Source organism: Yoonia sp. R2331 (genome assembly GCF_041103235.1).
Lineage (GTDB): Bacteria > Pseudomonadota > Alphaproteobacteria > Rhodobacterales > Rhodobacteraceae > CANMYO01.
The window spans coordinates 768330-790767 of sequence record NZ_JBGCUN010000001.1; the positions used below are offsets into that span (position 1 = coordinate 768330).

23 protein-coding genes are annotated in these 22438 nt (G+C 61.2%); 15 read left to right on the forward strand and 8 right to left on the reverse strand.

Annotated elements, in window-relative coordinates:
* Nucleotides 1-97 precede the first annotated feature (97 nt).
* The 4 genes from dprA to tldD all read right to left on the reverse strand — a co-directional run bounded on the left by dprA (nucleotide 98) and on the right by tldD (nucleotide 3701).
* Nucleotides 98-1231, reverse strand: coding sequence for a DNA-processing protein DprA (dprA, locus tag AB3Y40_RS03890; protein ID WP_459553963.1), 1134 nt, complete (start codon nucleotides 1229-1231; stop codon nucleotides 98-100).
* Between the two features lie 120 nt (nucleotides 1232-1351).
* The gene (locus tag AB3Y40_RS03895; RefSeq protein WP_369437490.1) at nucleotides 1352-1843 is read right to left on the reverse strand and encodes a GNAT family N-acetyltransferase; all 492 of its coding nucleotides are present in this window, start codon (nucleotides 1841-1843) and stop codon (nucleotides 1352-1354) included.
* On the reverse strand, nucleotides 1840-2280 hold the full coding sequence (locus AB3Y40_RS03900; protein WP_369437491.1) for a hypothetical protein: 441 nt from the start codon (nucleotides 2278-2280) through the stop codon (nucleotides 1840-1842). The genes AB3Y40_RS03895 and AB3Y40_RS03900 overlap by 4 nt, the downstream gene beginning before the upstream one ends.
* On the reverse strand, nucleotides 2280-3701 hold the full coding sequence (gene tldD / locus AB3Y40_RS03905) for a metalloprotease TldD (RefSeq protein WP_369437492.1): 1422 nt from the start codon (nucleotides 3699-3701) through the stop codon (nucleotides 2280-2282). The genes AB3Y40_RS03900 and tldD overlap by 1 nt, the downstream gene beginning before the upstream one ends.
* Nucleotides 3702-3875: 174 nt before the next feature.
* On the opposite strand from tldD, the gene coxB reads away from it, so the two are divergent.
* From coxB to AB3Y40_RS03955, 10 genes are all read left to right on the forward strand, one after another.
* The gene (gene coxB / locus AB3Y40_RS03910; RefSeq protein ID WP_369437493.1) at nucleotides 3876-4703 is read left to right on the forward strand and encodes a cytochrome c oxidase subunit II; all 828 of its coding nucleotides are present in this window, start codon (nucleotides 3876-3878) and stop codon (nucleotides 4701-4703) included.
* 40 nt (nucleotides 4704-4743) lie between these two features.
* Nucleotides 4744-5670, forward strand: coding sequence for a heme o synthase (cyoE, locus tag AB3Y40_RS03915; RefSeq protein ID WP_369437494.1), 927 nt, complete (start codon nucleotides 4744-4746; stop codon nucleotides 5668-5670).
* Nucleotides 5670-5870, forward strand: coding sequence for a hypothetical protein (locus AB3Y40_RS03920; protein WP_369437495.1), 201 nt, complete (start codon nucleotides 5670-5672; stop codon nucleotides 5868-5870). The genes cyoE and AB3Y40_RS03920 overlap by 1 nt, the downstream gene beginning before the upstream one ends.
* Nucleotides 5867-6460, forward strand: coding sequence for a cytochrome c oxidase assembly protein (locus tag AB3Y40_RS03925; RefSeq protein WP_369437496.1), 594 nt, complete (start codon nucleotides 5867-5869; stop codon nucleotides 6458-6460). The genes AB3Y40_RS03920 and AB3Y40_RS03925 overlap by 4 nt, the downstream gene beginning before the upstream one ends.
* Before the next feature lie 30 nt (nucleotides 6461-6490).
* Nucleotides 6491-7291 carry a cytochrome c oxidase subunit 3 gene (locus AB3Y40_RS03930; RefSeq protein WP_369437497.1) on the forward strand — a complete coding sequence of 267 codons (801 nt, stop codon included), beginning with the start codon at nucleotides 6491-6493 and terminating at the stop codon, nucleotides 7289-7291.
* A gap of 136 nt (nucleotides 7292-7427) precedes the next feature.
* Nucleotides 7428-8096 (forward strand): SURF1 family protein, encoded by a 669-nt coding sequence (locus tag AB3Y40_RS03935; RefSeq protein ID WP_369437498.1) that lies wholly within the window; start codon nucleotides 7428-7430, stop codon nucleotides 8094-8096.
* A gap of 4 nt (nucleotides 8097-8100) precedes the next feature.
* On the forward strand, nucleotides 8101-9486 hold the full coding sequence (thrC, locus tag AB3Y40_RS03940) for a threonine synthase (protein ID WP_369437499.1): 1386 nt from the start codon (nucleotides 8101-8103) through the stop codon (nucleotides 9484-9486).
* Nucleotides 9483-10748 carry a M16 family metallopeptidase gene (locus tag AB3Y40_RS03945; RefSeq protein WP_369437500.1) on the forward strand — a complete coding sequence of 422 codons (1266 nt, stop codon included), beginning with the start codon at nucleotides 9483-9485 and terminating at the stop codon, nucleotides 10746-10748. Before thrC ends, AB3Y40_RS03945 begins: the two co-directional genes overlap by 4 nt.
* Nucleotides 10748-11332 (forward strand): GNAT family N-acetyltransferase, encoded by a 585-nt coding sequence (locus AB3Y40_RS03950; protein WP_369437501.1) that lies wholly within the window; start codon nucleotides 10748-10750, stop codon nucleotides 11330-11332. Before AB3Y40_RS03945 ends, AB3Y40_RS03950 begins: the two co-directional genes overlap by 1 nt.
* 109 nt (nucleotides 11333-11441) lie before the next feature.
* Nucleotides 11442-12347: an alpha/beta fold hydrolase gene (locus AB3Y40_RS03955; protein ID WP_369437502.1), complete on the forward strand. Its 906-nt coding sequence runs from the start codon at nucleotides 11442-11444 to the stop codon at nucleotides 12345-12347.
* A gap of 144 nt (nucleotides 12348-12491) precedes the next feature.
* Here the strand turns inward: AB3Y40_RS03955 and AB3Y40_RS03960 are convergent, their stop codons facing one another.
* The 4 genes from AB3Y40_RS03960 to AB3Y40_RS03975 are packed head-to-tail and all read right to left on the reverse strand — an operon-like array spanning nucleotide 12492 to nucleotide 16722.
* Nucleotides 12492-13508: an ester cyclase gene (locus AB3Y40_RS03960; protein ID WP_369437503.1), complete on the reverse strand. Its 1017-nt coding sequence runs from the start codon at nucleotides 13506-13508 to the stop codon at nucleotides 12492-12494.
* A 3-nt stretch (nucleotides 13509-13511) separates the two neighbouring features.
* Complete coding sequence (locus tag AB3Y40_RS03965; protein WP_369437504.1) at nucleotides 13512-14393, reverse strand: carbohydrate ABC transporter permease; 882 nt, start codon at nucleotides 14391-14393, stop codon at nucleotides 13512-13514.
* Nucleotide 14394: 1 nt separating this feature from the next.
* Nucleotides 14395-15420, reverse strand: coding sequence for a carbohydrate ABC transporter permease (locus AB3Y40_RS03970; RefSeq protein WP_369437505.1), 1026 nt, complete (start codon nucleotides 15418-15420; stop codon nucleotides 14395-14397).
* A gap of 54 nt (nucleotides 15421-15474) precedes the next feature.
* Nucleotides 15475-16722 carry an ABC transporter substrate-binding protein gene (locus AB3Y40_RS03975; RefSeq protein ID WP_369437506.1) on the reverse strand — a complete coding sequence of 416 codons (1248 nt, stop codon included), beginning with the start codon at nucleotides 16720-16722 and terminating at the stop codon, nucleotides 15475-15477.
* A gap of 257 nt (nucleotides 16723-16979) precedes the next feature.
* On the opposite strand from AB3Y40_RS03975, the gene AB3Y40_RS03980 reads away from it, so the two are divergent.
* Genes AB3Y40_RS03980 through hisD form a run of 5 tightly spaced genes read left to right on the forward strand, consistent with a single transcriptional unit; the run spans nucleotide 16980 to nucleotide 22419 of the window.
* On the forward strand, nucleotides 16980-18023 hold the full coding sequence (locus tag AB3Y40_RS03980; RefSeq protein ID WP_369437507.1) for an ABC transporter ATP-binding protein: 1044 nt from the start codon (nucleotides 16980-16982) through the stop codon (nucleotides 18021-18023).
* Nucleotides 18024-18026: 3 nt separating this feature from the next.
* Nucleotides 18027-19538: a GMC family oxidoreductase gene (locus AB3Y40_RS03985; RefSeq protein WP_369437508.1), complete on the forward strand. Its 1512-nt coding sequence runs from the start codon at nucleotides 18027-18029 to the stop codon at nucleotides 19536-19538.
* Nucleotides 19535-20059 carry an ester cyclase gene (locus tag AB3Y40_RS03990; RefSeq protein ID WP_369437509.1) on the forward strand — a complete coding sequence of 175 codons (525 nt, stop codon included), beginning with the start codon at nucleotides 19535-19537 and terminating at the stop codon, nucleotides 20057-20059. Before AB3Y40_RS03985 ends, AB3Y40_RS03990 begins: the two co-directional genes overlap by 4 nt.
* Nucleotides 20056-21072, forward strand: coding sequence for a hypothetical protein (locus AB3Y40_RS03995; RefSeq protein ID WP_369437510.1), 1017 nt, complete (start codon nucleotides 20056-20058; stop codon nucleotides 21070-21072). The genes AB3Y40_RS03990 and AB3Y40_RS03995 overlap by 4 nt, the downstream gene beginning before the upstream one ends.
* A 15-nt stretch (nucleotides 21073-21087) precedes the next feature.
* On the forward strand, nucleotides 21088-22419 hold the full coding sequence (gene hisD, locus AB3Y40_RS04000; RefSeq protein ID WP_369437511.1) for a histidinol dehydrogenase: 1332 nt from the start codon (nucleotides 21088-21090) through the stop codon (nucleotides 22417-22419).
* The last annotated feature ends 19 nt before the right edge of the window (nucleotides 22420-22438 follow it).

The window sequence follows — 22438 nt, forward strand, 5'->3', positions numbered from 1 at the left end:
GCATTTCACCATCTGTCAGAAACCTGATAAGCGACAGGAATACGCGGGGAAAAATTGCGCCTTGGGCGCAGGATTGAAAATCTTTGGATGGGGTGGGTCAGCTGACGCGGGCCAAAAGGCCACCAGCCTGTCGCGCGATCTTGCCTTGCAGTTCCAAATCGACCAGCGCCGGCGAAACCTGGGTTGAACCTACCGCCAGATCGCGGATCAGCTGATCCTCTGCCATGGGCGATGGGCCGAGGCGGGCGAGGATCTGATCGTGCAATGCGGCCACCTCGCGCAGGGGTTTGGCGGGTTTGGGCGGGTCCAGCGGCAGTTCAGGGGCCACGGTGTCTGCAGCGGGTGCTGTGCCCAAGGCCTCAATCACGTCGGCGGCGGACCGGACAAGCAGCGCGCCATCGCGGATCAACATGTTGCACCCCGCAGCACGGGCATCAAACGGGTGGCCAGGGACGGCCAGCACATCGCGGTGCATATCCAGGGCATTGCGCGCGGTGATAAGGCTGCCGGATTTCGCGGCAGCCTCGACCACGACAACGGCGCTGGACAGGCCCGCAATGATTCGGTTGCGGGCTGGGAAGTGGCGCGCTTGCGGTTGCAGGCCCATCGGCATTTCCGACAGGCGCAGGCCGGATTGGGCCAGATCATGGGCCAATGCGGTGTTCTCTGCTGGGTAAATGACATCGACCCCGCCCGCCTGGACGGCAATGGTGCCGCCGGTCAACGCGGCTGTGTGTGCAGCCGCATCAACCCCACGGGCGAGGCCGGAAACCACGACAAACCCTGCCTCGGCCAATTCACCCGCGAGTTGCTTGGTCATGCGTGTCCCAAGCGAAGAGGCATTGCGCGCCCCGACCAACGCCACCATGGGCCGGGTCATGAGGGAGAGATCACCCAGACACCACAGTAGCGGCGGTCGGTCGTCAATCTGGCGCAACGCAGGCGGATAGGCTGGGTCGGTATCGTGGATCAGCCGCGCACCTGCCGCGCGGCCTGCGTTCAGTTCAGCGGTCACGACCCCGGTGGGGCAGACCCGATAATTGGTCACGCCGGCCGCTTTTGCGACCTCCGGCAGGGCAGCAAGTGCGGCCCGGGCGGTGCCATGTTCGGCGATCAGTCTGCGAAAGGTCGCAGGACCAACACGGCGTGAGCGCAACAGGCGAAGACGGTCTATGCCATCGTCCTCCTGGGGGGGGGTGAGGGTGGGGTGAGCGGAAGTCTCTGGCGCCACGTTAACCTCGTCCTCGTCCTGTTGCTTGAATTAAGTTAGAGGCGAAGTGGTTAACGAGGCATGAATCGCAACCCCGCTATTTTGGGGGGGTCAAATTGTCGGGTTGCAACCAGAGGGTGATTAGTCCTGCGAGGTAAGACCGTCCAAGGACTTCTCGAATCGGATGCAGCGCAACGCGAACGGTGTTTCGGTCGCTGGCGGCCCCATCAATTCCTGCCCCATGTCTTCCCAACCCTGCCGCGCATAGAATCGGGCTGCTGGATCATTGCCCACAAGGCAATAAAGATGCGCGCGCCGCACCCCGTTCGCCGCCAACCGGTTCACGCCATCTTGCAGCAGCGCAGCTGCGATCCCGGTGCCCCGACCGGCACGGGCGACAAACAGCTGATCCAACTCCGCACCCTCAATCGCACACAATCCGAGCGGCGCACCCATTGGTCCAATGACCCGCGTGCGATCCGCCATATCTGGCAACCGCTGCACGAAACTCTCGCGGGTCCGCTGTGCCGTCAGCTCTGCCGGCACATGGGCCGCATGCGCCTCGTGCCAGCCGTCGTGCCACAAAGACGCCAGAGCGGAAATTTCATCGGGCGAGAAAGCGCGAGGGGTCATTGGCGAGCTCTTCCGCGAACAGCTTCTGAGGCAAAAATCAAAACACCCATCCAATAGAACAATGCCCAAAGGAGCCCGGTCGAACCGAAAAAAACTGTGAACCCTGAAAACATTCCCGCGTTGTTCAACCAGCCAAGTAGGAAGCCAAATACCGCGCCCAGACTTCCGCCAACGGCGACCGCGGTAAAAGGACCAGCGATCCCGCGCAAAAGCGCATATTTTGCGCCGACAGATCCAATCAGCACAAGTGGGATGCTGAGAAGAGGCGAGCACAACAAAAACATCGCAATTGCGTTTGCGCGCGAAGACGAAGACAGCGTGCCAAACAACAAAAAGAGCGAGCCTATCAAGAATGGAAAAATGATGGCAGTTATGCTTCCCCTAATCACCGCACGATCGCGCAAAGTCACATCGGAAACCGGCGCGGTACGGATCATCAAGCAGCCGCACCACCCACCGTCAGCCCGCCGATCATCAGGCTTGGCTGGCCGACGCCCACGGGCACCCATTGGCCTGCCTTGCCGCAATTGCCGATGCCTGGGTCAAGGGCCATGTCGTTGCCGATGCCGCGGATGTGTTTCAGCGCTGTCGCCCCATCGCCAATCAGGGTCGCACCCTTCACAGGCGCGCCGACCTTGCCGTCCTTGACCCGGTAGGCCTCGGTGCAGCTGAACACGAACTTGCCGTTGGTGATATCAACCTGCCCGCCGCCAAAGCCCACTGCGTAGATCCCGTCTTTCAGGTCTGCCACGAGGCTTTCGGGCGCAGCATCCCCGGCCAGCATATAGGTGTTGGTCATGCGCGGCATCGGCGCATGGGCAAAGCTTTCGCGGCGGCCATTGCCTGTGGGGGCCACGCCCATCAGCCGTGCGTTCTGCCGGTCCTGCATGTAGCCAACCAGCTTGCCGTCCTCGATCAGCACGTTCTTGGCGCTGGGCGTGCCTTCGTCATCGACGGTGATCGACCCGCGCCGGTCGGGGATCGTGCCGTCATCCAGCACGGTGACGCCCTTGGCGGCAATCTGTTCACCCATCAGGCCCGCAAAGGCCGACGATCCCTTGCGGTTGAAATCGCCCTCCAGCCCGTGACCAATCGCCTCGTGCAGCAGGATGCCGGGCCAGCCGTTGCCAAGGACCACGTCCATCACGCCCGCAGGGGCCGGTTCCGCATCAAGGTTGACCAAAGCAATCCGCAGCGCCTCGCGCGCGACGCTTTCCCAGTTTTCACGCGCGATCAGCCCGATCAGCCCCGCACGCCCGCCGCCGCCGTATGACCCGCTTTCGCGGCGGCCGTTGTCTTCGACGATGACCGAAATGTTGATCCGGCTCATCGGCCGGGTGTCGCTGACCAGGGTGCCTTCAGGGCGCAGGATCACCACCTCTTGGTGGCTGGCCGCGACCGAGGCGGTGACCTGCGTCACGCGCTTGTCCAACCCACGGGTAAAGGCATCAATTTCGCCCAAAAGGTCGATCTTGGCGGGAAATGTCGCCTGCGCGATAGGGTCTTCGTCGGAATATTGCTTTTGATTGGTGCCCGGCGGAGCATCCGCCATCACACCGCCGCCGTCGCCAACGGCCAGCCGCGCCGTCCCGACTGCGCGGCGCAGGGCGTGTTCGTCGATGGTGGTGGAATGGGCGTAACCCGCCGTCTCTCCGCGCACGGCGCGCAGCCCGAACCCTTCGGTGGCGTCAAAGCTTGCGGTTTTCACGCGCCCATCGTCAAAGACCAGCCCTTCGGACCGCTTGCGTTCGATAAAAAGCTCTCCGTCATCGGCCCCGGCGGTGGCTTCTTGCAGAAGCGCAAGGGCACGATCCTGGTCCAGATGCGTCTCAAACGGGCGAAATGGGGCGTCTGACATCACGGTTCCTTGCGATAAATTTGGCCAAAAGGCCCAAAAGCGGCCCTTTGCCGCAACAGCGGTTCTTGAGTTGTTCATCAGGATATGGGACAGGAGCGGCAGGATACAACGGGATTCCGCGCGCGCGAACCCGCGAGTGCGTGGCAACACGCGACAAGACAGACAGGATAGACCATGCGATTGACCTCTTTTGCGACCTCTTTGTGGGCTTCGGCCGGGATGCTGCTGGCGGGGGCCGCCACGGCCCAGGAAGTCAATCAAGAGCTTGAGGTGCTGGGTGCGCCCATCCCCGGTCAAACCGGATTTCAGGCACCGGCCACGGAACTGATGCGCGACATCATCTGGCTGGACAACCTGCTGTTGGTCATCATCACCGCGATCTCGCTTTTTGTGACAGGCCTGCTGGCCTGGGTTGTGCTGAAGTATAACCGGAAGGCGAACCCCGAACCCGCAACCTTTACCCACCATTCGGTGCTGGAAGTGGCATGGACAATCGTGCCTGTGGTCATTCTGGTGTTCATCGGTGCTGTCTCACTGCCGATCCTGTTCAAGCAGCAGGAAATCCCCGAGGCTGATCTGCACATCAAGGTCACCGGCTACCAATGGTACTGGGGTTATGAATATGTCGACGATGGCGTGGCCTTTGAAAGCTTCATGATCGGCGAGGGCGAGCTGGAAGACTTCGGCTATGACGAATCGCTTTACCGTCTGGCGACCGACACCGCCGTCGTGATCCCCGTAGGCAAGACCATTGTGATGACCGTCACCGGCGGCGACGTGATCCACTCCTGGACGATCCCCGCCTTTGGCGTGAAGCAGGACGCCGTTCCAGGCCGTCTGGCGCAGCTGTGGTTCAATGCCGAACAGGAAGGCATCTACTTTGGCCAGTGTTCCGAGCTTTGCGGCAAGGACCACGCCTATATGCCGATCACCGTCAAAGTTGTGAGCCAAGAGGCCTATGACGAATGGCTGGCGGCCGCCAAGATCGAAAACCCCGTCTAATCTCGGCGGGGCAATCTGCCCCCTTTTTAGCAGAGGCATCATGACCGACGCGACCTTGCACGACACACCTCACGAGGCCGGAATGGGCGATTACTTTGCCTTGCTGAAGCCGCGTGTGATGTCGTTGGTGGTGTTCACCGCCCTTGTGGGTCTGTTGGTTGCACCGGTGCCGGTGCATCCGTTCATCGGTTTTGTGGGCATCTTGTGCATCGCAGTGGGGGCAGGGGCCTCTGGCGCGCTGAACATGTGGTGGGACGCGGATATCGACGCGCGAATGAAGCGGACCGCCAAACGCCCGATCCCCGATGGCCGTGTGCAACCGGGTGAGGCGCTGGGCCTTGGGCTGGCGCTGTCGGGCTTTTCGGTGGTGCTGCTTGCCTTGGCGACAAACTTTGTCGCGGCCGCGCTCCTTGCCTTTACGATCTTCTTCTATGCCGTTGTCTATTCGATGTGGCTGAAACGCTCGACGCCGCAGAATATCGTGATCGGTGGTGCTGCGGGCGCCTTTCCCCCGATGGTCGGCTGGGCTGTCGCCACAGGCGGCATTGCCATTGAAAGCGTGCTGATGTTTGCGCTGATCTTCATGTGGACGCCGCCGCACTTCTGGGCGCTGGCACTGTTTGTTAAGTCCGACTACGGCAACGCAGGCGTGCCGATGCTGACCGAAACCCATGGCCGCGACAGCACCCGCAAACACATCCTGATCTACACTCTGCTGCTGGTGCCCGTTGCGCTGGGCCTTGGCTTCACATCCATTGGCGGGCCGGTTTATCTGGCGACTGCCGTGGTAATGAACGCGTGGTTCCTCAAAGGGGCCTATGACATCTGGCGGCGCGATGATGCAGCCTGTGCCGCCGACAACCACAAGGTCGAGATCAAGACCTTCAAGGTGTCGCTGTATTACCTTTTCGCCCATTTCGTCGCTTTGCTGATCGACGCGGTTTTGCGCACCAGCGGGGTGCTGTGATGGCGATCAAGGTCGAACATGAACTGCACGAACGCCGCCGTGGCCGCAATTCCGGTGTCGGCCTGCTGCTGATCGGCTTTGTCGCCATCGTCTTTGGCCTGACCGTGGTGAAAGTCCTGCAATTGGGCGAGGCGCAGAAGTTCGAAAAATTTGACCACGTCGCACGACCACAGTTGATCCCACAGGAGGGCGATCAATGATTTTGCCAAACCTGCAAGGGCCGAAGCGCACAGTGGTCCAGACCATTTCGGTCGTTGTGCTGATGGGCGGGCTGGCCTGGGCCTCGGTGCCATTTTATGACTGGTTCTGCCGTGTCACCGGTTTTGGTGGGGCCACCAATGTGGCAGAGGCGGGATCGGACGTGATCCTCGACCAAACCATCAAGATCCGCTTTGACGCCTCGCTAGAGCGTGGCATGCCGTGGACCTTCACGCCCGAAGTGCGCGAGATGGAAATCCGCATTGGTGAGACAGGGCTGGCCTTTTACGAGGCGCATAACCCCACCGACCGCCCTGTCGCAGGGCAGGCGTCTTATAACGTCACCCCTTACGAGGCTGGCGGATTTTTCGACAAAATCGCCTGCTTCTGCTTTGAAGAGCAGGTGTTACAACCGGGCGAAACGATGATGATGCCGGTCAGCTTCTTTGTGGACCCCGCCATCGTGGACGACCGCGAAGGGCAATATGTGCATACGATCACATTGTCCTACACATTTTACGAAATTGACCTGCCCGAGGATGAATTGGCGCAGGCTGCTTTGACAATCGACACGCCAGTCGCCATAGACTGAACGAAGACCAAGCCCTAGGGAACAACGCTCATGGCCCACGAAAAGAACCACGACTATCACATCCTGAACCCCTCTATCTGGCCGTTGATCGGTGCGCTGGGCGGTTTTGCGATGCTCTTTGGTGCTGTGCTTTGGATGCACGGCTCTGGCCCGTACCTGTTCCTCGCCGGTCTGGCCGGTGTGCTGTACACCATGTATGCTTGGTGGGCCGAGGTGGTGACCGAAAGCCAGGTGGGGGATCACACCCCGGTTGTGCGGATTGGTCTGCGCTATGGCTTTATCTTCTTCATCATGTCCGAAGTGATGTTCTTTGCCGCATGGTTCTGGTCGTTCTTCAAACACGCCATGTACCCGATGGGGCCACAGTCGCCTGCTGTCGATGGCGTCTGGCCACCTGCCGGGATCGAAACCTTTGACCCTTGGCACCTGCCGCTGATCAACACGCTGATCCTGCTGTGCTCTGGTGCGGCGGCTACATGGGCGCACCACGCGCTGGTGCATGAAAACAACCGCGAAGACATGAAGTGGGGCCTGATTCTTGCCGTGGCCCTTGGCGTGCTGTTCACCATCTTCCAGGTCTATGAATACAGCCACGCAGCCTTTGGTTTCTCTGGCAATATCTATGGCGCCAACTTCTTCATGGCGACCGGGTTCCACGGCTTCCACGTGGTGATCGGTACGATCTTCCTGCTGGTCTGCTTGATCCGCGTCTACAAGGGCCACTTTACCCCTGAAAAGCACGTCGGTTTTGAAGCTGCCGCCTGGTACTGGCACTTTGTGGATGTTGTTTGGCTGTTCCTGTTTCTGGCCGTCTACATCTGGGGTGGCTAAGCGCGCGCCGGGGTAATCCCCGGCCGACCCAAAATTGCAAAGGGCGTGCCGCGGGCGCGCCCTTTTTCTTTGGGCAGGGCGGGGTTCACCCTGCCGCACATCAACGCTATAGACCGGGCGAACAAAGGGGCGGACCTTGCGCAAGATCATCTTTCCATTGCTGCTGACGCTGGCGGGCTGCGCTGTGCTGATCTGGCTGGGTGTCTGGCAGGTGAATCGTCTGGCGTGGAAAGAAGACATCCTCGCTGGAATTGACGCCCGCATGGCAGGCGCGCCCGTACCCTTGCCAGACACACCCACCGAAAAAGCCGACGAATACCGCGCCGTGACCGCAATGGGCATCACCGGCCCGCAAGAGCTGCATGTGCTGACCTCTGGCACCGCCGCCGGCACCGGCTACCGGGTCATCACAAGCTTTGATCTGGGCGGCCGCGTTGTCCTGCTTGATCAAGGGCTTCTTCCGCTCGAAGCCAAGGACACACCCGCCCCGGAACAGGCCGTCACTGTGACCGGCAACCTGCTGTGGCCCGATGATGTCAATTCCTCTACCCCCGACCCCGATCTGCCCAAGAACATCTGGTTTGGTCGTGACCTTGCCGCGATGGCCGACACCCTTGGAACCGAACCGCTTTTGATCGTCGCCGCCGAAATGTCGCCTGCTGACCCCCGTACGACGCTGCTGCCGATAGACAGCGCGAACATCAAAAACGATCACTGGGAATATGCGGTCACCTGGTTTGGCCTTGCCGCCGTTTGGGCGGTCATGGGCGCATTCCTGATCCGCCGCACCCTGCAAAAGGACTGACGCAATGCGTTACATCTCGACCCGTGGCACAGCGCCTGTGCTGACATTCGAAGAGGCGATGCTGACAGGCCTCGCCCGTGACGGCGGCCTTTACGTGCCCGAAACCGTGCCGACCCTGACGCCCGACCAGATCGCCGCAATGGCGGGCCAACCATACGAGGACGTGGCGTTTACCGTTATGCGCCCCTTCATCGGGGACACCTTCACGGATGCGGAATTCAAAGACCTGATTGCACGCGCCTACGCCGGTTTCGGCCACGCCGCCCGCGCACCGCTGGTGCAACTGGCCCCCAACCATTTCTTGCTGGAACTTTTCCACGGACCCACACTGGCCTTCAAAGACTTTGCCATGCAGCTCATCGGCCAGATGTTCCAGGCCGCGCTTGGCCGGTCCGGCAAGCGCGTCACCATCGTCGGTGCCACATCCGGCGACACCGGGTCAGCAGCGATTGAGGCGTTTCGGGGCCTGTCTAACGTCGATGTCTTCATCCTCTACCCGCATGGCCGTGTAAGTGAAGTGCAGCGCCGCCAGATGACCACCCCGACAGAGGCGAACGTTCACGCGCTGGCCGTCGACGGCGACTTTGACGACTGTCAGGCCATGGTCAAAGATATGTTCAACGATTTCGCCTTCCGCGAAGCCGTGTCGCTGGCCGGTGTGAACTCGATCAACTGGGGCCGGGTGCTGGCGCAGGTGGTCTATTACTTCACATCTGCTGTCAGCCTTGGCGCGCCACACCGCGAGGTGTCATTCACCGTGCCCACCGGCAACTTTGGCGACATCTTTGCAGGCTACATCGCCAAGCGCATGGGTCTGCCAATTGCCGATCTGGTGGTGGCGACCAACACCAACGACATCCTGCACCGCACGCTGGAAACCGGCGCCTACACCAAAGAGGGCGTGACACCCACGATCAGCCCCTCGATGGACATTCAGGTGTCGTCGAACTTTGAACGCGCGCTTTTTGATGCCTACAACCGCGATGGCGCGGCGGTGGCGCAGCAGATGGACGACCTCAAACAGGGCGGCTTTCAGATCAGTCAGGGGGCCTATCAGGCGTTGCAGGACATCTACCGCTCTGGCCGCGCATCCGAGGCGGAAACCACCGCCGCGATCAAGCGCTACCGTGCGGACCATGGCGAGTTGCTGTGCCCGCATTCCGCCGTCGGCGTCCACGTGGCAGAGGCGCATCTGGGCACCACGCCCATGGTCACACTCGCCACCGCGCACCCCGCGAAATTTCCTGCCGCCGTGGAAGAGGCAACAGGTGTGCATCCCCCCTTGCCGCCGCGCATGGCGGACCTGTATGAGCGGCCAGAGCGTGTGACACGCACCGCCAACGACCTTGCCGCCATTCAGGCCATCATCACGGAACGGACTGCTTCTTGACCATCGAACTGCACACGCTCTCCAACGGTCTGCGGATCGTCACCGAACATATGCCGGGCCTGCATTCCGCCAGCATCGGCATCTGGGTGCAGGCCGGTGGCCGCCACGAACGGCCCGAACAGAACGGCATCGCGCATTTTCTGGAACACATGGCGTTCAAAGGCACCAAGACGCGCAGCGCGCTGCAGATCGCCGAGGCGATTGAGGACGTGGGCGGCTATATCAACGCCTACACCAGCCGCGAGGCGACAGCCTATTACGCGCGCGTGCTGGAAAACGATGTGCCGATGGCACTGGACGTGCTGTCTGACATTCTGCTGAACCCGGTGATGTCAGACGCCGATGTCGAGATTGAGCGTGGCGTGATCCTGCAGGAAATCGGGATGACGCTGGATACGCCCGACGACATCATCTTTGATTGGCTGCAAGAGGTGGCCTACCCAGATCAGGCGCTTGGCCGCACGATCCTTGGCCCGCAAGAGCGTGTCTCGGGTTTTGGGGGCGATGATCTGCGCGGTTTCATGGGCGAACACTACGGCCCGGGCCAGATGATCCTTGCCGCGGCCGGTGGCATTGATCACGACGCGATTGTCCGGCAGGCCGAGGCGCTGTTTGGTCATCTGCCCGCGCTGACCCGGCCAGAGGGGTTGATCCAGCCTGCGGCCTTTGGCGGTGGCGAGGTGCGGCGCAACCGCGATCTGGAACAGGTGCATTTTGCGCTGGCGCTGGAAGGCCCAGACTACCGCGACCCGATGATCTATACCGCGCAGATCTATGCCTCTGTCATGGGCGGCGGCGTGTCCTCGCGGCTGTTTCAGGAAATCCGCGAAAAGCGGGGGCTGTGCTACACGGTCTTTGCACAGGCGGGCGCCTATGAGGACACCGGCCTTGCAACGATCTACGCAGGCACCAGCGCCGAACAAATCCGCGAATTGGCCGATGTCACCATCGACGAGATGAAGCGCGCCGCAGACGACATGACAGCGGCAGAGGTCGCCCGCGCCCGCGCCCAGATGAAGGCCGGGCTGCTGATGGGGCTGGAAAGCCCGTCCAATCGTGCCGAACGTCTGGCGCGGCTGATGGCGATCTGGGACCGCATTCCCGACATTCCCGAAACCATCGCCCATATCGACGCGGTTACCACCGGCGACGTCAAAGCCTTCGCTGCGCAGATGGCCACGACCGGTGCCGCTCTGGCGCTTTACGGCCCCGCAGATGACGCGCCCACGCTGGCAGAACTGCAGGCAAGGCTTGCTGCCTAATGTTGGGACGGGGGCGGAAACTGCGGCTGGAAACAGAGCGCATGACGCTGCGCCCGCCCCAGCACAGCGACTTTCGCGCCTGGGCCGCGCTGCGGGACGCCAGCCGGGATTTTCTGACCCCGTGGGAACCGTCATGGGCTTCTGACCACCTTAGCCGCAAATCCTTTACCAACCGGGTCTATTGGGCGCAGCGGTCGATCAGCAGCGGATCAGCGGTGCCACTATTTTTGATCCGGCGCGAAGACGATGCGCTTTTGGGTGCGATCACGCTTGATAACATCCGCCGCGGCCCGGCACAGGCCGGCACAACCGGCTATTGGATCGGGCAGCCGCACGCGCGCCAGGGCTACATGCGCGAAGCCATTCAAGCGGTCGTTCACTATGCCTTCGAAGTGCAGGACCTTAGCCGGATCGAGGCGGGCTGCCTGCCCGAAAACACCGCCAGTCGACGGTTGCTGGAACTTTGCGGCTACAAATACGAAGGTGTTGCGCAAAGCTATCTTCAGATCAACGGCCGCTGGCGCAATCACGTGCTTTACGCCAACCTGCGCCATGACCGGCGCGGCAAGACGGACGCTGGATAAGCGACCGCGTAGCGGCAGCCTTTCGGCGTCTCCTCATCTCAAGCGGTCGATTGCGACAAGTGTTTATGCCGCCTTGACCTCACTTTGGTGGGGGGCGATCAACGCCCTCATGCGTCACCTTCTTCTATGTCTTGCCTGTTTGCTGACCCTTGCGGCCTGCGGCTATGTGCCAACCGCCAAAAGCGGTGCGGATGATCCGCTGCTGTTTGACGCGGGCGAGGTCGCGCGTGCAGACAAGATCGCCGTGTTTATCCCCGGAGCGCTGTCGTCGATTGATGTCTTTGAAGGATCGCGCTTTTGGGAAGACGCAGGTTATGCCCGCGCATTTTATCGCTACCCCGGCCTTGATGGCATGGCGATTGACCATCACGTGGACCCCGCGACTGCTGCTGCCCGCATCACCGCCTTTGCCAACCGTTACCCTGACAAGGACATCGCACTTGTGGGCTATTCTACCGGCGGGCTCATCGCGCTGGAAGCAGCAGCCGACATGACCAAGGGCCGCCGCGTGCATGTGGCGGCGATGTCCACAGCGGTTGAATACGGCGGCGGGGTCAGCACCATCGCGCGTGGCGCGCGCGACATCCTGCGCGCCGTGGTTGCTACCAAATCGGTGCGCAAGGCGGACATCTGGAAACGCTACTGGTCGGGGCTTTTATTCGGGCCGGATGCGCTCGATAATCCGCAACTGGCTGCGCCGCTGGCGCAAAAAATCGCCGAGGGCGAAAAGATCTACGTCAAGCTGAACCCGCAGATCGCCATTGCCCACGCGCTGGCCTTGCCTGGTTGGGAACTGCCCTCTGATCTGGACCTGACGGGCGTGGATACGGCGTTTTTCATCGGTCTCAATGATCCGGTCTTTTCAACCGCACAGACCACCGCCTTTGCCGCCCAAATCGGCGGCGTGCCGGTCTACGGCTATCCGGGGCAGGGGCATCTGCTGTTCTTCACCCGGCCCGATGTGTTCCGCGACATGCTGCAATTTGCGGAAGGTGAGGACCCGCTGATCCCCTGAACAAAGGCCGCCTCGCGTCCGGGGCGGCCTTGTGGAAGCATCTCATGCGCAGGCTCGGCATGCAAAATTATCATCCAGTCTGTGAAGTCAGGCAGACAAGCTTCGTGCTACGACCATAGCATAAATCCCGCCAAATTGCGCGGGCTAAGTTTGCAAGTCTTTCAAGCGGTTCAGCACATTCAGCCCCTGCATGTCCAGAAAGTGCAGGATGTCGATGAAGACCCAGTTTTCGGCCAGCTTTTCGCCATCCCGCCTGTAGATATCGACGACCCGCATATCCGCCGCAGGCCCCTTGGGCAGGCCCATATAGCCGCCCAGCGGCGTGACTGACAGGTTCGCCCAGCCGAAAAATCCCCCATACGACCCCTCAGCCAGCTTGGCCTGATGGCCATGGAAAACGCGATTGGTCAGGTGCTTGCGGAATGGCTGCTGGTGCTGGGTGATATAGCGGTCAATCGTATAGGTGGCTCCGATCCCGTCAGGCCCCCACCACAGCATGTCGTCATGCCAGCAGCGCGCCAATTCTTGCTGCGGGGTTTCCCGAGGCTTGGAATCCGGCCCGGTGTTGGAATTGGCAGCAATGTCGCCAATCATCCGGTCGATCAGCGCCAGCGTGGCCATGCCCTCTGCCGGGTCGTGCGTGTCGTAAAGTAAGCCGTCATGGGTCAGCGGCCCCGGTTGCACCAGATGCTGGCCGGTCTGCGGGGGCAGGGGGCGCAGCCCCGCCTGATGCATCAGGTGGATCAGATCGCAAAACAGCGCGGTCTCCACGATCTTGCCGTCCTTAACGCAGTTGAACTCTGCATAGCGCAGCATGGTGATCTTGCCGGTGGGCGGAATGCCCAGAAATGGCGCATCAAAAAGCCCCATCAGATGCCCCATCGACACCACCCATGTGCCGGGCCGCCCAGCGGCCACATTGGTGCCCGCAAAAAAGATGTCAGGCCGCCGCTGCACCCGCGACATCGCGGTCAGGAATGGCGCCCAGAAACTCTCTGCAACGGCGTTTGCCCCGCGCTGTTCATAGAACGGATGCATCCCGCGCCAATGCCATTCGGGGCTCGTGCGTGCCGCCAGCACATCCGCCACGGTCTGGGGTGTGGCCGCAGCCAGCGCATCGTAATGCGCCAGCACAATGGCCTTCGCGTCTTGAAATGTCATCTCTTAGCCTTTGACTGCACCTGCGGTCAGACCAGACACGATTTGACGCTGGAAGAACATGATCATCACGAACAAGGGGGCTGTGATAGACACCGCAGCGGCCACCGCGAACATCACGTTACCCTTGGTCTGCGTGGTGCCAAGGAAGCTGACGATCTTGGGCACCATCGTCTGGTTTTCCTTGGTCAGCAGCATCGTGGTCACCGCGAAATCGTTATACGCGAGCAGAAAGCTGAACAGCCCGGTGGTGATCACACCGGGCCACATGACCGGGATGATCACATGCCGGAACGCCTGAAACCGGGTGCAGCCGTCAACCATGGCACTTTCATCCAGATCAGCTGGGATGTTCTTGAAGAACGAATGCAGCATCCACAGCGTGAACGGTTGGTTGATCGCGACCAGCACGATGATTGTTGTGTACAAGTGGCCCCAAAGGTTCCACTCAAAGAACGGCAGCAGATAGCCCGACACCAGCGTGATCGGCGGCATCGCCCGGAAAATCAGCGCAAAGAACAGAAACCAGAACGCATAGCGGAACCCGGATCGCGCCAGCGCATAGCCCCCCAAGGTGCCGCAGGTCAAAGAGATGGACACCACGCAGACACAGACGATCACCGTGTTCATCGCCGCACGCCAGAATTCTTCCTGCACCCATGCGCCGTAGTAGCCATCGCCGGTAAAGGCCCCGCCCGTCTCAGCGGTGGTCAAGGGGCCGACAATCGCGTTCAGCCAGTCGGCCTTGGAAAAGAAATCCCCCTCGACCTTAAAGCTGCCCCATGCAGTCCACAGGAACGGAAACGCCGCAATCACCAGCCACAGCAGCAGAAACAGCGTGGCAAGGACAACAACCGGTAGGGGGCGCGAAGTGGCTTTGCTACTCATTTTATGTCCTCGGGGTAAAGTCGCGATAGGTGCGCACCAGCACCGGTGACAAGAGCAGCGCGACACCCAAAATGGTCAGTACGGATGTGGCGGCGGCAGAGGACAACAGACGGGTCTCGCCCCCCAGATCGCTGAAAATGAAATAGGACAGCGACTGCGCATGGGCCTGTGCCTGAAAACTGACCAGCGGCTCAAAGACCCGGAAATTGTCCATCAGTTGGATCAGCGCGATGAAAGTGGTCAGCGGGAAGAGATGCGGGATCACAACATAGCGGATCCGCTCCCACCGGCTGGCGCCATCAATCAAGGCGGCCTCGATCGTATCCTGGTTCACGGTCTGCAGACCGGCGTAATAAACGACAAATGCAAACGGCGCCGAATGCCAGACGCCATAGACCATCAGCATGATCCAGGTCAGCGTGGTGTCGGCCTTGACCGACAGGCCCGGATCGTCGGTCAGCCATTGCAAGGCAGCCCCCAAAACGCCGCGCGCATCCACCATCCAGAACAGGATCAACCCGCCCACAATCGGTGTTACGACCATCGGCAGCAGCGACAGAAAGATCGTTGGCCCCTTTAAGAATCGCGCGACCGAATTGACCGCCAACGCAATCATGAAACCCGCGATGATCGTCAATGGCGTGACAATGAACGTATAGGTCAACGTGAACGCCATCGCCCGGTAGAACGGCAGGTTCATGAGCGCCGCACCAAAGTCGGGCAAGGCGTCCGCCTCGCGCCACGCCCCGCCCACTTCGGCAAAGGCAAGGTGGTTGCGGTCGGTGTAGATTTCGGTGCCCGCAAAGCGGCCCAGCGGCTCTGCCTCTTTCAGGGCCTGCGTCGCCTCTTGATTAACGGCGGTGCTTTCGGTGCAGCCAAACGGGCCACAGTTTTCGACCGTCTCGATGACCTGTTCATGCGCAGCATAGAGCGATTGCGTGACGACCGAAACGATGGGCAGTGCGATGAAAAGCAGCATCAGAACTGCGGATGGCAGAACAAACCAAAAGAATGTGCCGTGCTTCATGACAATGCCCCCAAATTGGATCGGGAAGGGCGCGAACGCCCTTCCCAAGTTAGTTTACTGCAGAAAGCCCTGCTCGGTTGCGGCCGTGGTGTATGCCGCTTCCACATCCGCCAGCGCCTGCTCGGCAGATTCGTTGCCCTGCAGATAGTCAGCCAGGTTGTCACCCAGTGCGGTGTGCAGCAGACCCATAAACGGCAACATCGGATAGGGGTTGGCACCTGCGGCCACAGTGGCCAGCACGCCTTCGTTGACCGGCTGCGCCTCGAACCCGTCCATCAGCCAGACCGCCTGTGACATGGTTTCGTCGTTCAGCAGCGCGGGCGAGGTTGCGTGTGCCAGCGCCTGAAACGTTGCGGCAGCTTCTGCGTCGCTGATGTTCTTGGCAACGGTCCAGCCATCCCACCACAGCGTTGAAGCGGCGACGCCGCTGTCACCCACGGTCAACGGGCCACCGGCGACAGTATTGGAATAGACTTCCATGGCAGAGCCTTCGTCGTCCATCAGAACGCCCGTTCGGCTGCCCCACATGTTCATGAGTGCCACGTTGCCAGCTTCCCATTCTGCAGATGTCGCGTTGCTGTCATGGGTCAGGAAGTCGGGGTTCATGTACTCGGTCAGCGCCTTCATCGTCTCAAGCGCCAAGATACCCTGTGCGTTGTTGATGCTGACGTTGGCGGTGCCGGGCTCAAAGAACGCGCCGCCTGCGCCCAGATACATGTTCACGAATTCCTCGGCCAAGTTCCAGCCCGCGGCATAAGCACCACCCACCGGGTTTTCCATGATGCCTTCGGCGCGGATCTTCTCGGCTGCGGCGAGAACCTCTTCGTAAGAGGTCGGCACATCCATGCCAATCTGCTCAAGCACGTCGCGGCGGTACACAAGGTGCTGTGCGTTCGCCATAAAGGCCACAGCCATCACTTGACCATCAATGGTGATCAGCTGGCGCGCGGGAATGTCCTGACCATATTCAGCCACCAGATCATCCAGCGGGCGGATCACGTCTTCGTTGATCAGCGCCACGATGGACGAGTTGGCGATAATGGCAGAGGTGTATTCCGCCGGATTGCCTTGCATACCGGCCAGATTGATCTTCTGGTGGTCGGCGGTCAGGTTGGCTTCAGCCTCGATGCCATTGGCACAGGCCAGTGCGGCGGCAGCCACGGACTGGATCGCAGGGAATTCGTTCCCGACGATGTTGATCCTGCCTTCGCTGACGTCACATCCGTGACCTGCGGCAAGGGCCGATGTGCCGCCCAACACGGCCATTGCCGTGCCCATCAGGGCTGTTTTCATCATATTCATGTTCATCACTCCCGGTTTTCTCTTGTCCCGCTTTGCGCGGATTGTGCAGCGCGGCATCTGCTGCCGCTGGCGTGCGCATGGCGGGCGCACGAATCGCTCGACCACTTGCATACGCTTGCAAGTAAACCGCCACAGACCTGCGCCGCGCAAGAAGAATTCGCGCCGGGGCGGAAATATTTTGTCATATTACTTTAGGGCTTGATCGGTTTTGCGACTCGGTCCACAGTTTGCAAACGTATGCAAATCTGGGGGCGATCATGGCGCAAATTGAGCTGCGCAATGTCACAAAGCGCTGGGGGTCATTTATTGGCGTCCATGATTTCAACCTGACCATCGCGGATCAAGAATTTCTTGTTCTGCTGGGGCCGTCGGGCTGTGGCAAGACAACGACGATGCGGATGATTGCGGGGCTGGAAGATGCCAGCGGCGGCGACATTCTGGTCGATGGCAAGCGGATCAACGATCTGGACCCGAAAGACCGGGACGTGGCGATGGTGTTCCAAAGCTACGCACTTTACCCCAACATGAACGTCTACGAAAACATCCGCTTTCCACTGAAGGTGCGCAAGGTGGGGGGCGATCATGATACGTTGGTCAAACGTGCCTCTGCGATGGTGGAGCTCGACGAATTTCTGCACCGAAAACCGGCAGAGCTTTCGGGCGGCCAGCGTCAGCGCGTGGCGCTCGCCCGCGCGGTGGTGCGTGAACCCAATGTGTTTCTGATGGACGAGCCGCTGTCGAACCTCGACGCCAAACTGCGCGTGTCGACCCGCGCGCAGATCAAGAACCTCAGCCACGAGCTGAAGACCACAACCATCTACGTGACCCACGACCAGATCGAGGCGATGACGCTCGCCGACCGCGTTGTCGTGATGAACAAGGGCATGGTCCAGCAGGTCGGCAGCCCCACCGAAATCTACGACAACCCGGCCAATACCTTTGTGGCGGGCTTCATCGGCTCACCCGCCATGAACCTGATCGACGGCACCTTGGAAAATGGGACCTTCACCGCCGACAAGGTCGCCATCAGCGGCCTCGAAAGCCGCCACAATGGCCCCGTGACCCTTGGATTCCGGGCCGAAGATGCAACTGTTGCAGACGGCGCGGGCAATGCCAATTCCACCGTCTATTCGCTGGAGCTGTTGGGCGAGGCGACGATGGTCACAATGCGCGCAGGCGGCACGATCCTGTCGGTGAAATCGGGCAAGGACTACCGCGTTGAAATCGGTGACCCCGTCAGCGCCTCGATCCCCGCAAGCATTTGTCACCTCTTTGATCGCGAAAGCGGCGAGCGTCTGTAGTTCATGCCAACCACCGGTGCATATGATGTGATTGTCGTCGGTGCAGGCTCTGCGGGTTGTGCGGTTGCAGCCGGATTGGCGCGTGCCGGCGTCGGCCGCATCGCCGTGGTCGAGGCGGGCCCGACAGATGCGCACCCCTTTGTCAAAATGCCCTTTGGCCTGATCTGGCTGATGGGCTCGCGCCGCGACTGGCGCTTGAAATCCGCACCGCAACAGGCGCTGGGCGGGCGACAGATCACCATCCCGCGTGGCCGTATGCTGGGCGGGTCAGGGTCGATCAACTCGATGGTCTGGTTTCGCGGACAGCCTGCGGATTTTGACGCATGGAACGTGCCGGGCTGGGGCTGGGCCGACGTCGAACCCGCCTTTGCAGAGGTCGAGGCGGCGATGACCCCCACACCGCTCGACACGCCGCATCCGCTGTCCCGCGCGCTGGGCCGTCTGTTCGGGGCCAACGCTGCTGGCAAGCCAGATCCGGCGCGGCAAAGTGCCGGGGTCTGCGACTTCAACTTGCGGGACGGGCGGCGCTGGTCGCCTGCTGACGCTTTTTTGCGTCCCGTGCAAGATCGGGGTGTGACTGTGCTGACAGGCCATCAAGTGCGCCGGCTTGATCTGACCGGGCGCGCGGCCAATGCGGTGGAATTCACGGACGGCACCCGGATCACGGCGGCCAAAGGCGTGGTACTTTCGGCCGGGGCCATCGGTTCGCCCGAAATCCTCTTGCGCTCCGGCGTTGGTCCCGCCGCTGATCTGGCGGCCGCCGATGTGCCGCTGGTGCTGGATGCGCCGCAAGTAGGCGCAAACCTGCACGACCACCCTGGCGTCGGGCTGCACTTTGCGGGCGCGGAATCGGGCTATGGGCTGACATGGAAACAGGCCGCCAACTGGGCGCTGGCCCCTTTGAACTACCTGGTCCGACGCAAAGGCGTCTTTGCCTCTCCCACGGTCGAGGCGGCAGCGTTCTTCAATGCCCGCGACGAAGACACCGCACCCGATATCCAAAGCCACTTCATCCCGTTCTTCATGAATTGGAAGGGCGGGCGCCTGACTTACGGCTCTGGCTATTTCGCTGATGTCTGCCTTTGCCGCCCCAAGTCGCGCGGCGCATTGCGGATCACACCGCAGGGCACGGCGATTGACCTGGGCCTGTTCAACGACCCCTCTGACCTCGACACGATGGTTGTGGGCCTCAAGCGCCTGCGCCAGATCATCGCCTCCGCCCCCTTTGGCGACCGCGCCGCGCCAGAGGCTTATCCGGCAGGCGCCGCCCAAACCGACGCCGATATCCGGCAGTTCATCCTTGATCGCTGCGGCACCGCCTATCACCCAGTTGGCACCTTGCGCATGGGGCAGGGCGACGCCCCCGTCGCACCCGACCTTGCCGTCAAAGGCATCCGGAACCTCTGGGTCGCGGATGCCTCTGTCATGCCGTCAATCACTTCCGCCAACACCAACGCGCCGTCGATCATGATCGGCCACCGCGCGGGCCAGATCATTGCAAAGGCCGTCGCATGAAGGGATCGCGCCCCGAACAAGCGGTCCTGACCCGCGACACCGACATGTCCAAAACGGACGAGACCCGCGCCGTGATCGAAGGCATGGTCGACGGTCTCAACGATCACCGCATCGGCGACATCGGGGAATTCTTTGCGCAAAGCTTCCGCTGGATGGGCAACACCGGGTGCGGGGTGAAGAACGGGCTGCAAGCCTTTCAAGACAATTGGCAAAAACCGTTTCAGTCCGCCTTCCATGATAAGGTCTGCGTGGACGAGGCGCGGCTCTATATGGGCGAATGGGCCGCCGCCTTTGGCCGGCAAGAGGCGACCCATGGCGGCGACTTTATGGGCGTGCCAGCCTCCGGCAAACGGATTGAAATCCGCTACATGGATTTCTGGAAGGTCGAGGATGGCCGCATCACCGACAATTACGTCATGGTGGATTTCCCCCATGTGCTGGCCCAGCTTGGCGTTGATGTGTTTGGTGGCGAAGGTTGGGAAAAATTTGACCGGGGTGACGCGACCCCGCCTGCGCCATGAGCCATCTCACCCGAAAACAGGCGGTGCGTGATTGGGCGCGGTCCTTTGCCACGCCGGATACCGCCGCACAGCAGCTAGCGACCCGCAACATTTTTGCCAAAGACGCAATTTTCCACGTCGTGCATCCCTGGAACGATATCACCGGTGTTAACGCCTATCTCGACCAGTTCATCGCACCGCTCGCCCGCGCCTTTCGCGGCTTTCACCGCCGCGACGACATCCTGATCGGCGGGGCCTTTGAGGGTGGCGATTGGGTCGCAACGCACGGCAACTACGTCGGCCATTTCGGCGCGCCGCTGATCGGGCTGACACCAAGCGACCGGCTCGAATATCTGCGGTTCGGCGAATTTCACCGGTTTGAAGGCGACCACATTGTTGAGACCTACCTTTACCTCGATCTGCCGCAACTGATGATCGCAACGGACCAATGGCCCGACAGCCACCCCAGTCCCGCGACGCAAAAGGGCTATACCGGCTTCATCCCCGGGCCTGCCACGCAGGACGGGTTGCAACTGGTAGAAAACGATGCGGCCCACAGCACCAGCACCTACCAGCTTGTCACCGACATGCTGTCCGGCCTTGCCACCAAAAACGAAGCTTGGCGGCCGTATTGGCACAACAACATGATGTGGTACGGCCCCGCCGCTTTTGGCAGCTTTGTCGGCGTCGAAGATTTCGCAGCTTTTCAGGTGCCGTTTGAAGGCGCGTTTTCTTTTTGGGGCGGCGGGTCATCGAACAATGGCGTGACCAAGCATTTCACCCGGTTTGGCGATGGCGACTATGCCGCACTGGGTGGCTGGCCGTCGCTGATGACCGTGCGCAAAGACGCTTTTCTAGGCCAGCCCAGCGACGGCGCGACGCTCTTGATGCGCGTCTGCGACTGGTATCGCCGCAGCGGCGATCTGCTGATCGAAAATTGGGTCATGGTCGATATCCCCGACGTGCTCTTGCAAATGGGCGTCGATCTTTTCCCGCAACACCATGCCGTACCACCCGGCCCCCGCAACTTCTGACGAAAGGACGCCCCGATGGCTGTTCGCCACCTCAAAACCGCCCGTTCCGCCGCAGACCGCGCCGCAGATGACGCCAAGACCCGCGCTGTGGTCGAGGCGACGCTGAAAGACATCGAAGACCGAGGCGACGCTGCCGTGCACGACTTGGCCGTGAAATTCGACGCCTACAACCGCGAAAGCTATCGTCTGACCGAGGATGAGATCGCAGCGATCATCGCCAAAGTCTCTGACCGGGACATGGCCGACATCCGCTTTGCACAGGAACAGGTGCGCAACTTTGCGCAGGCCCAACGCGACAGCATGCTGGATATCGAGGTTGAACCAATGCCCGGCGTGATCCTTGGTCACAAGAACATCCCTGTGCAATCCGTGGGCTGCTACGTGCCGGGCGGCAAATTCCCGATGGTGGCAAGCGCCCATATGTCGGTCGCCACCGCATCTGTGGCAGGCGTGCCGCGTATCATCGCCTGCACCCCGCCGTTCAAGGGTGAACCCAACCCCGCCGTGATCGCGGCTATGCACATGGGCGGCGCGCATGAAATCTACGTCCTCGGGGGCATTCAGGCCGTGGGAGCGATGGCGATTGGCACCGAAACCATCGACCCCGTGCATATGCTGGTCGGCCCGGGCAACGCCTTTGTGGCCGAAGCCAAGCGCCAGCTCTTTGGTCGCGTCGGCATCGACCTCTTCGCTGGCCCGACCGAAACAATGGTCATCGCCGATGAGGCGGGTGCCGATGCCGAACTCTGTGCCACTGACCTCTTGGGGCAGGCCGAACACGGCTACAACTCGCCCGCGGTGCTGGTCACCAATTCCGAAAAGCTGGCACAGGACACGATGACCGAAATCGCCCGCATCCTTGAAATCCTGCCCACCGCCGACACCGCGCGTGTATCGTGGGATGACTACGGAGAGGTGATCGTCTGCGACACCTATGATGAAATGCTGGCCGTCGCGGACGACATCGCATCCGAACACGTGCAGGTCATGACCGACCGCGACGACTGGTTCCTTGAGAACATGACATGCTACGGCGCGCTGTTTCTGGGCGCGCGCACCAATGTCTCGAACGGCGACAAGGTCATTGGCACCAACCACACCCTGCCCACCAAAAAGGCCGGGCGCTATACCGGTGGCCTTTGGGTTGGTAAGTACCTGAAAACCCACAGCTATCAAAAGATCACAACGGATGAGGCCGCGGCAGAGATCGGCGCCTATGGCTCGCGGCTCTGTATGCTCGAAGGCTTCGTCGGCCACGCAGAACAATGCAATGTCCGCGTCCGCCGCTATGGCGGGATCAACGTGCCCTACGGCGCTGGCGCCCCCTACAAGGATGCCGCCGAGTGAGTGTAGCTGCCCCAGACCG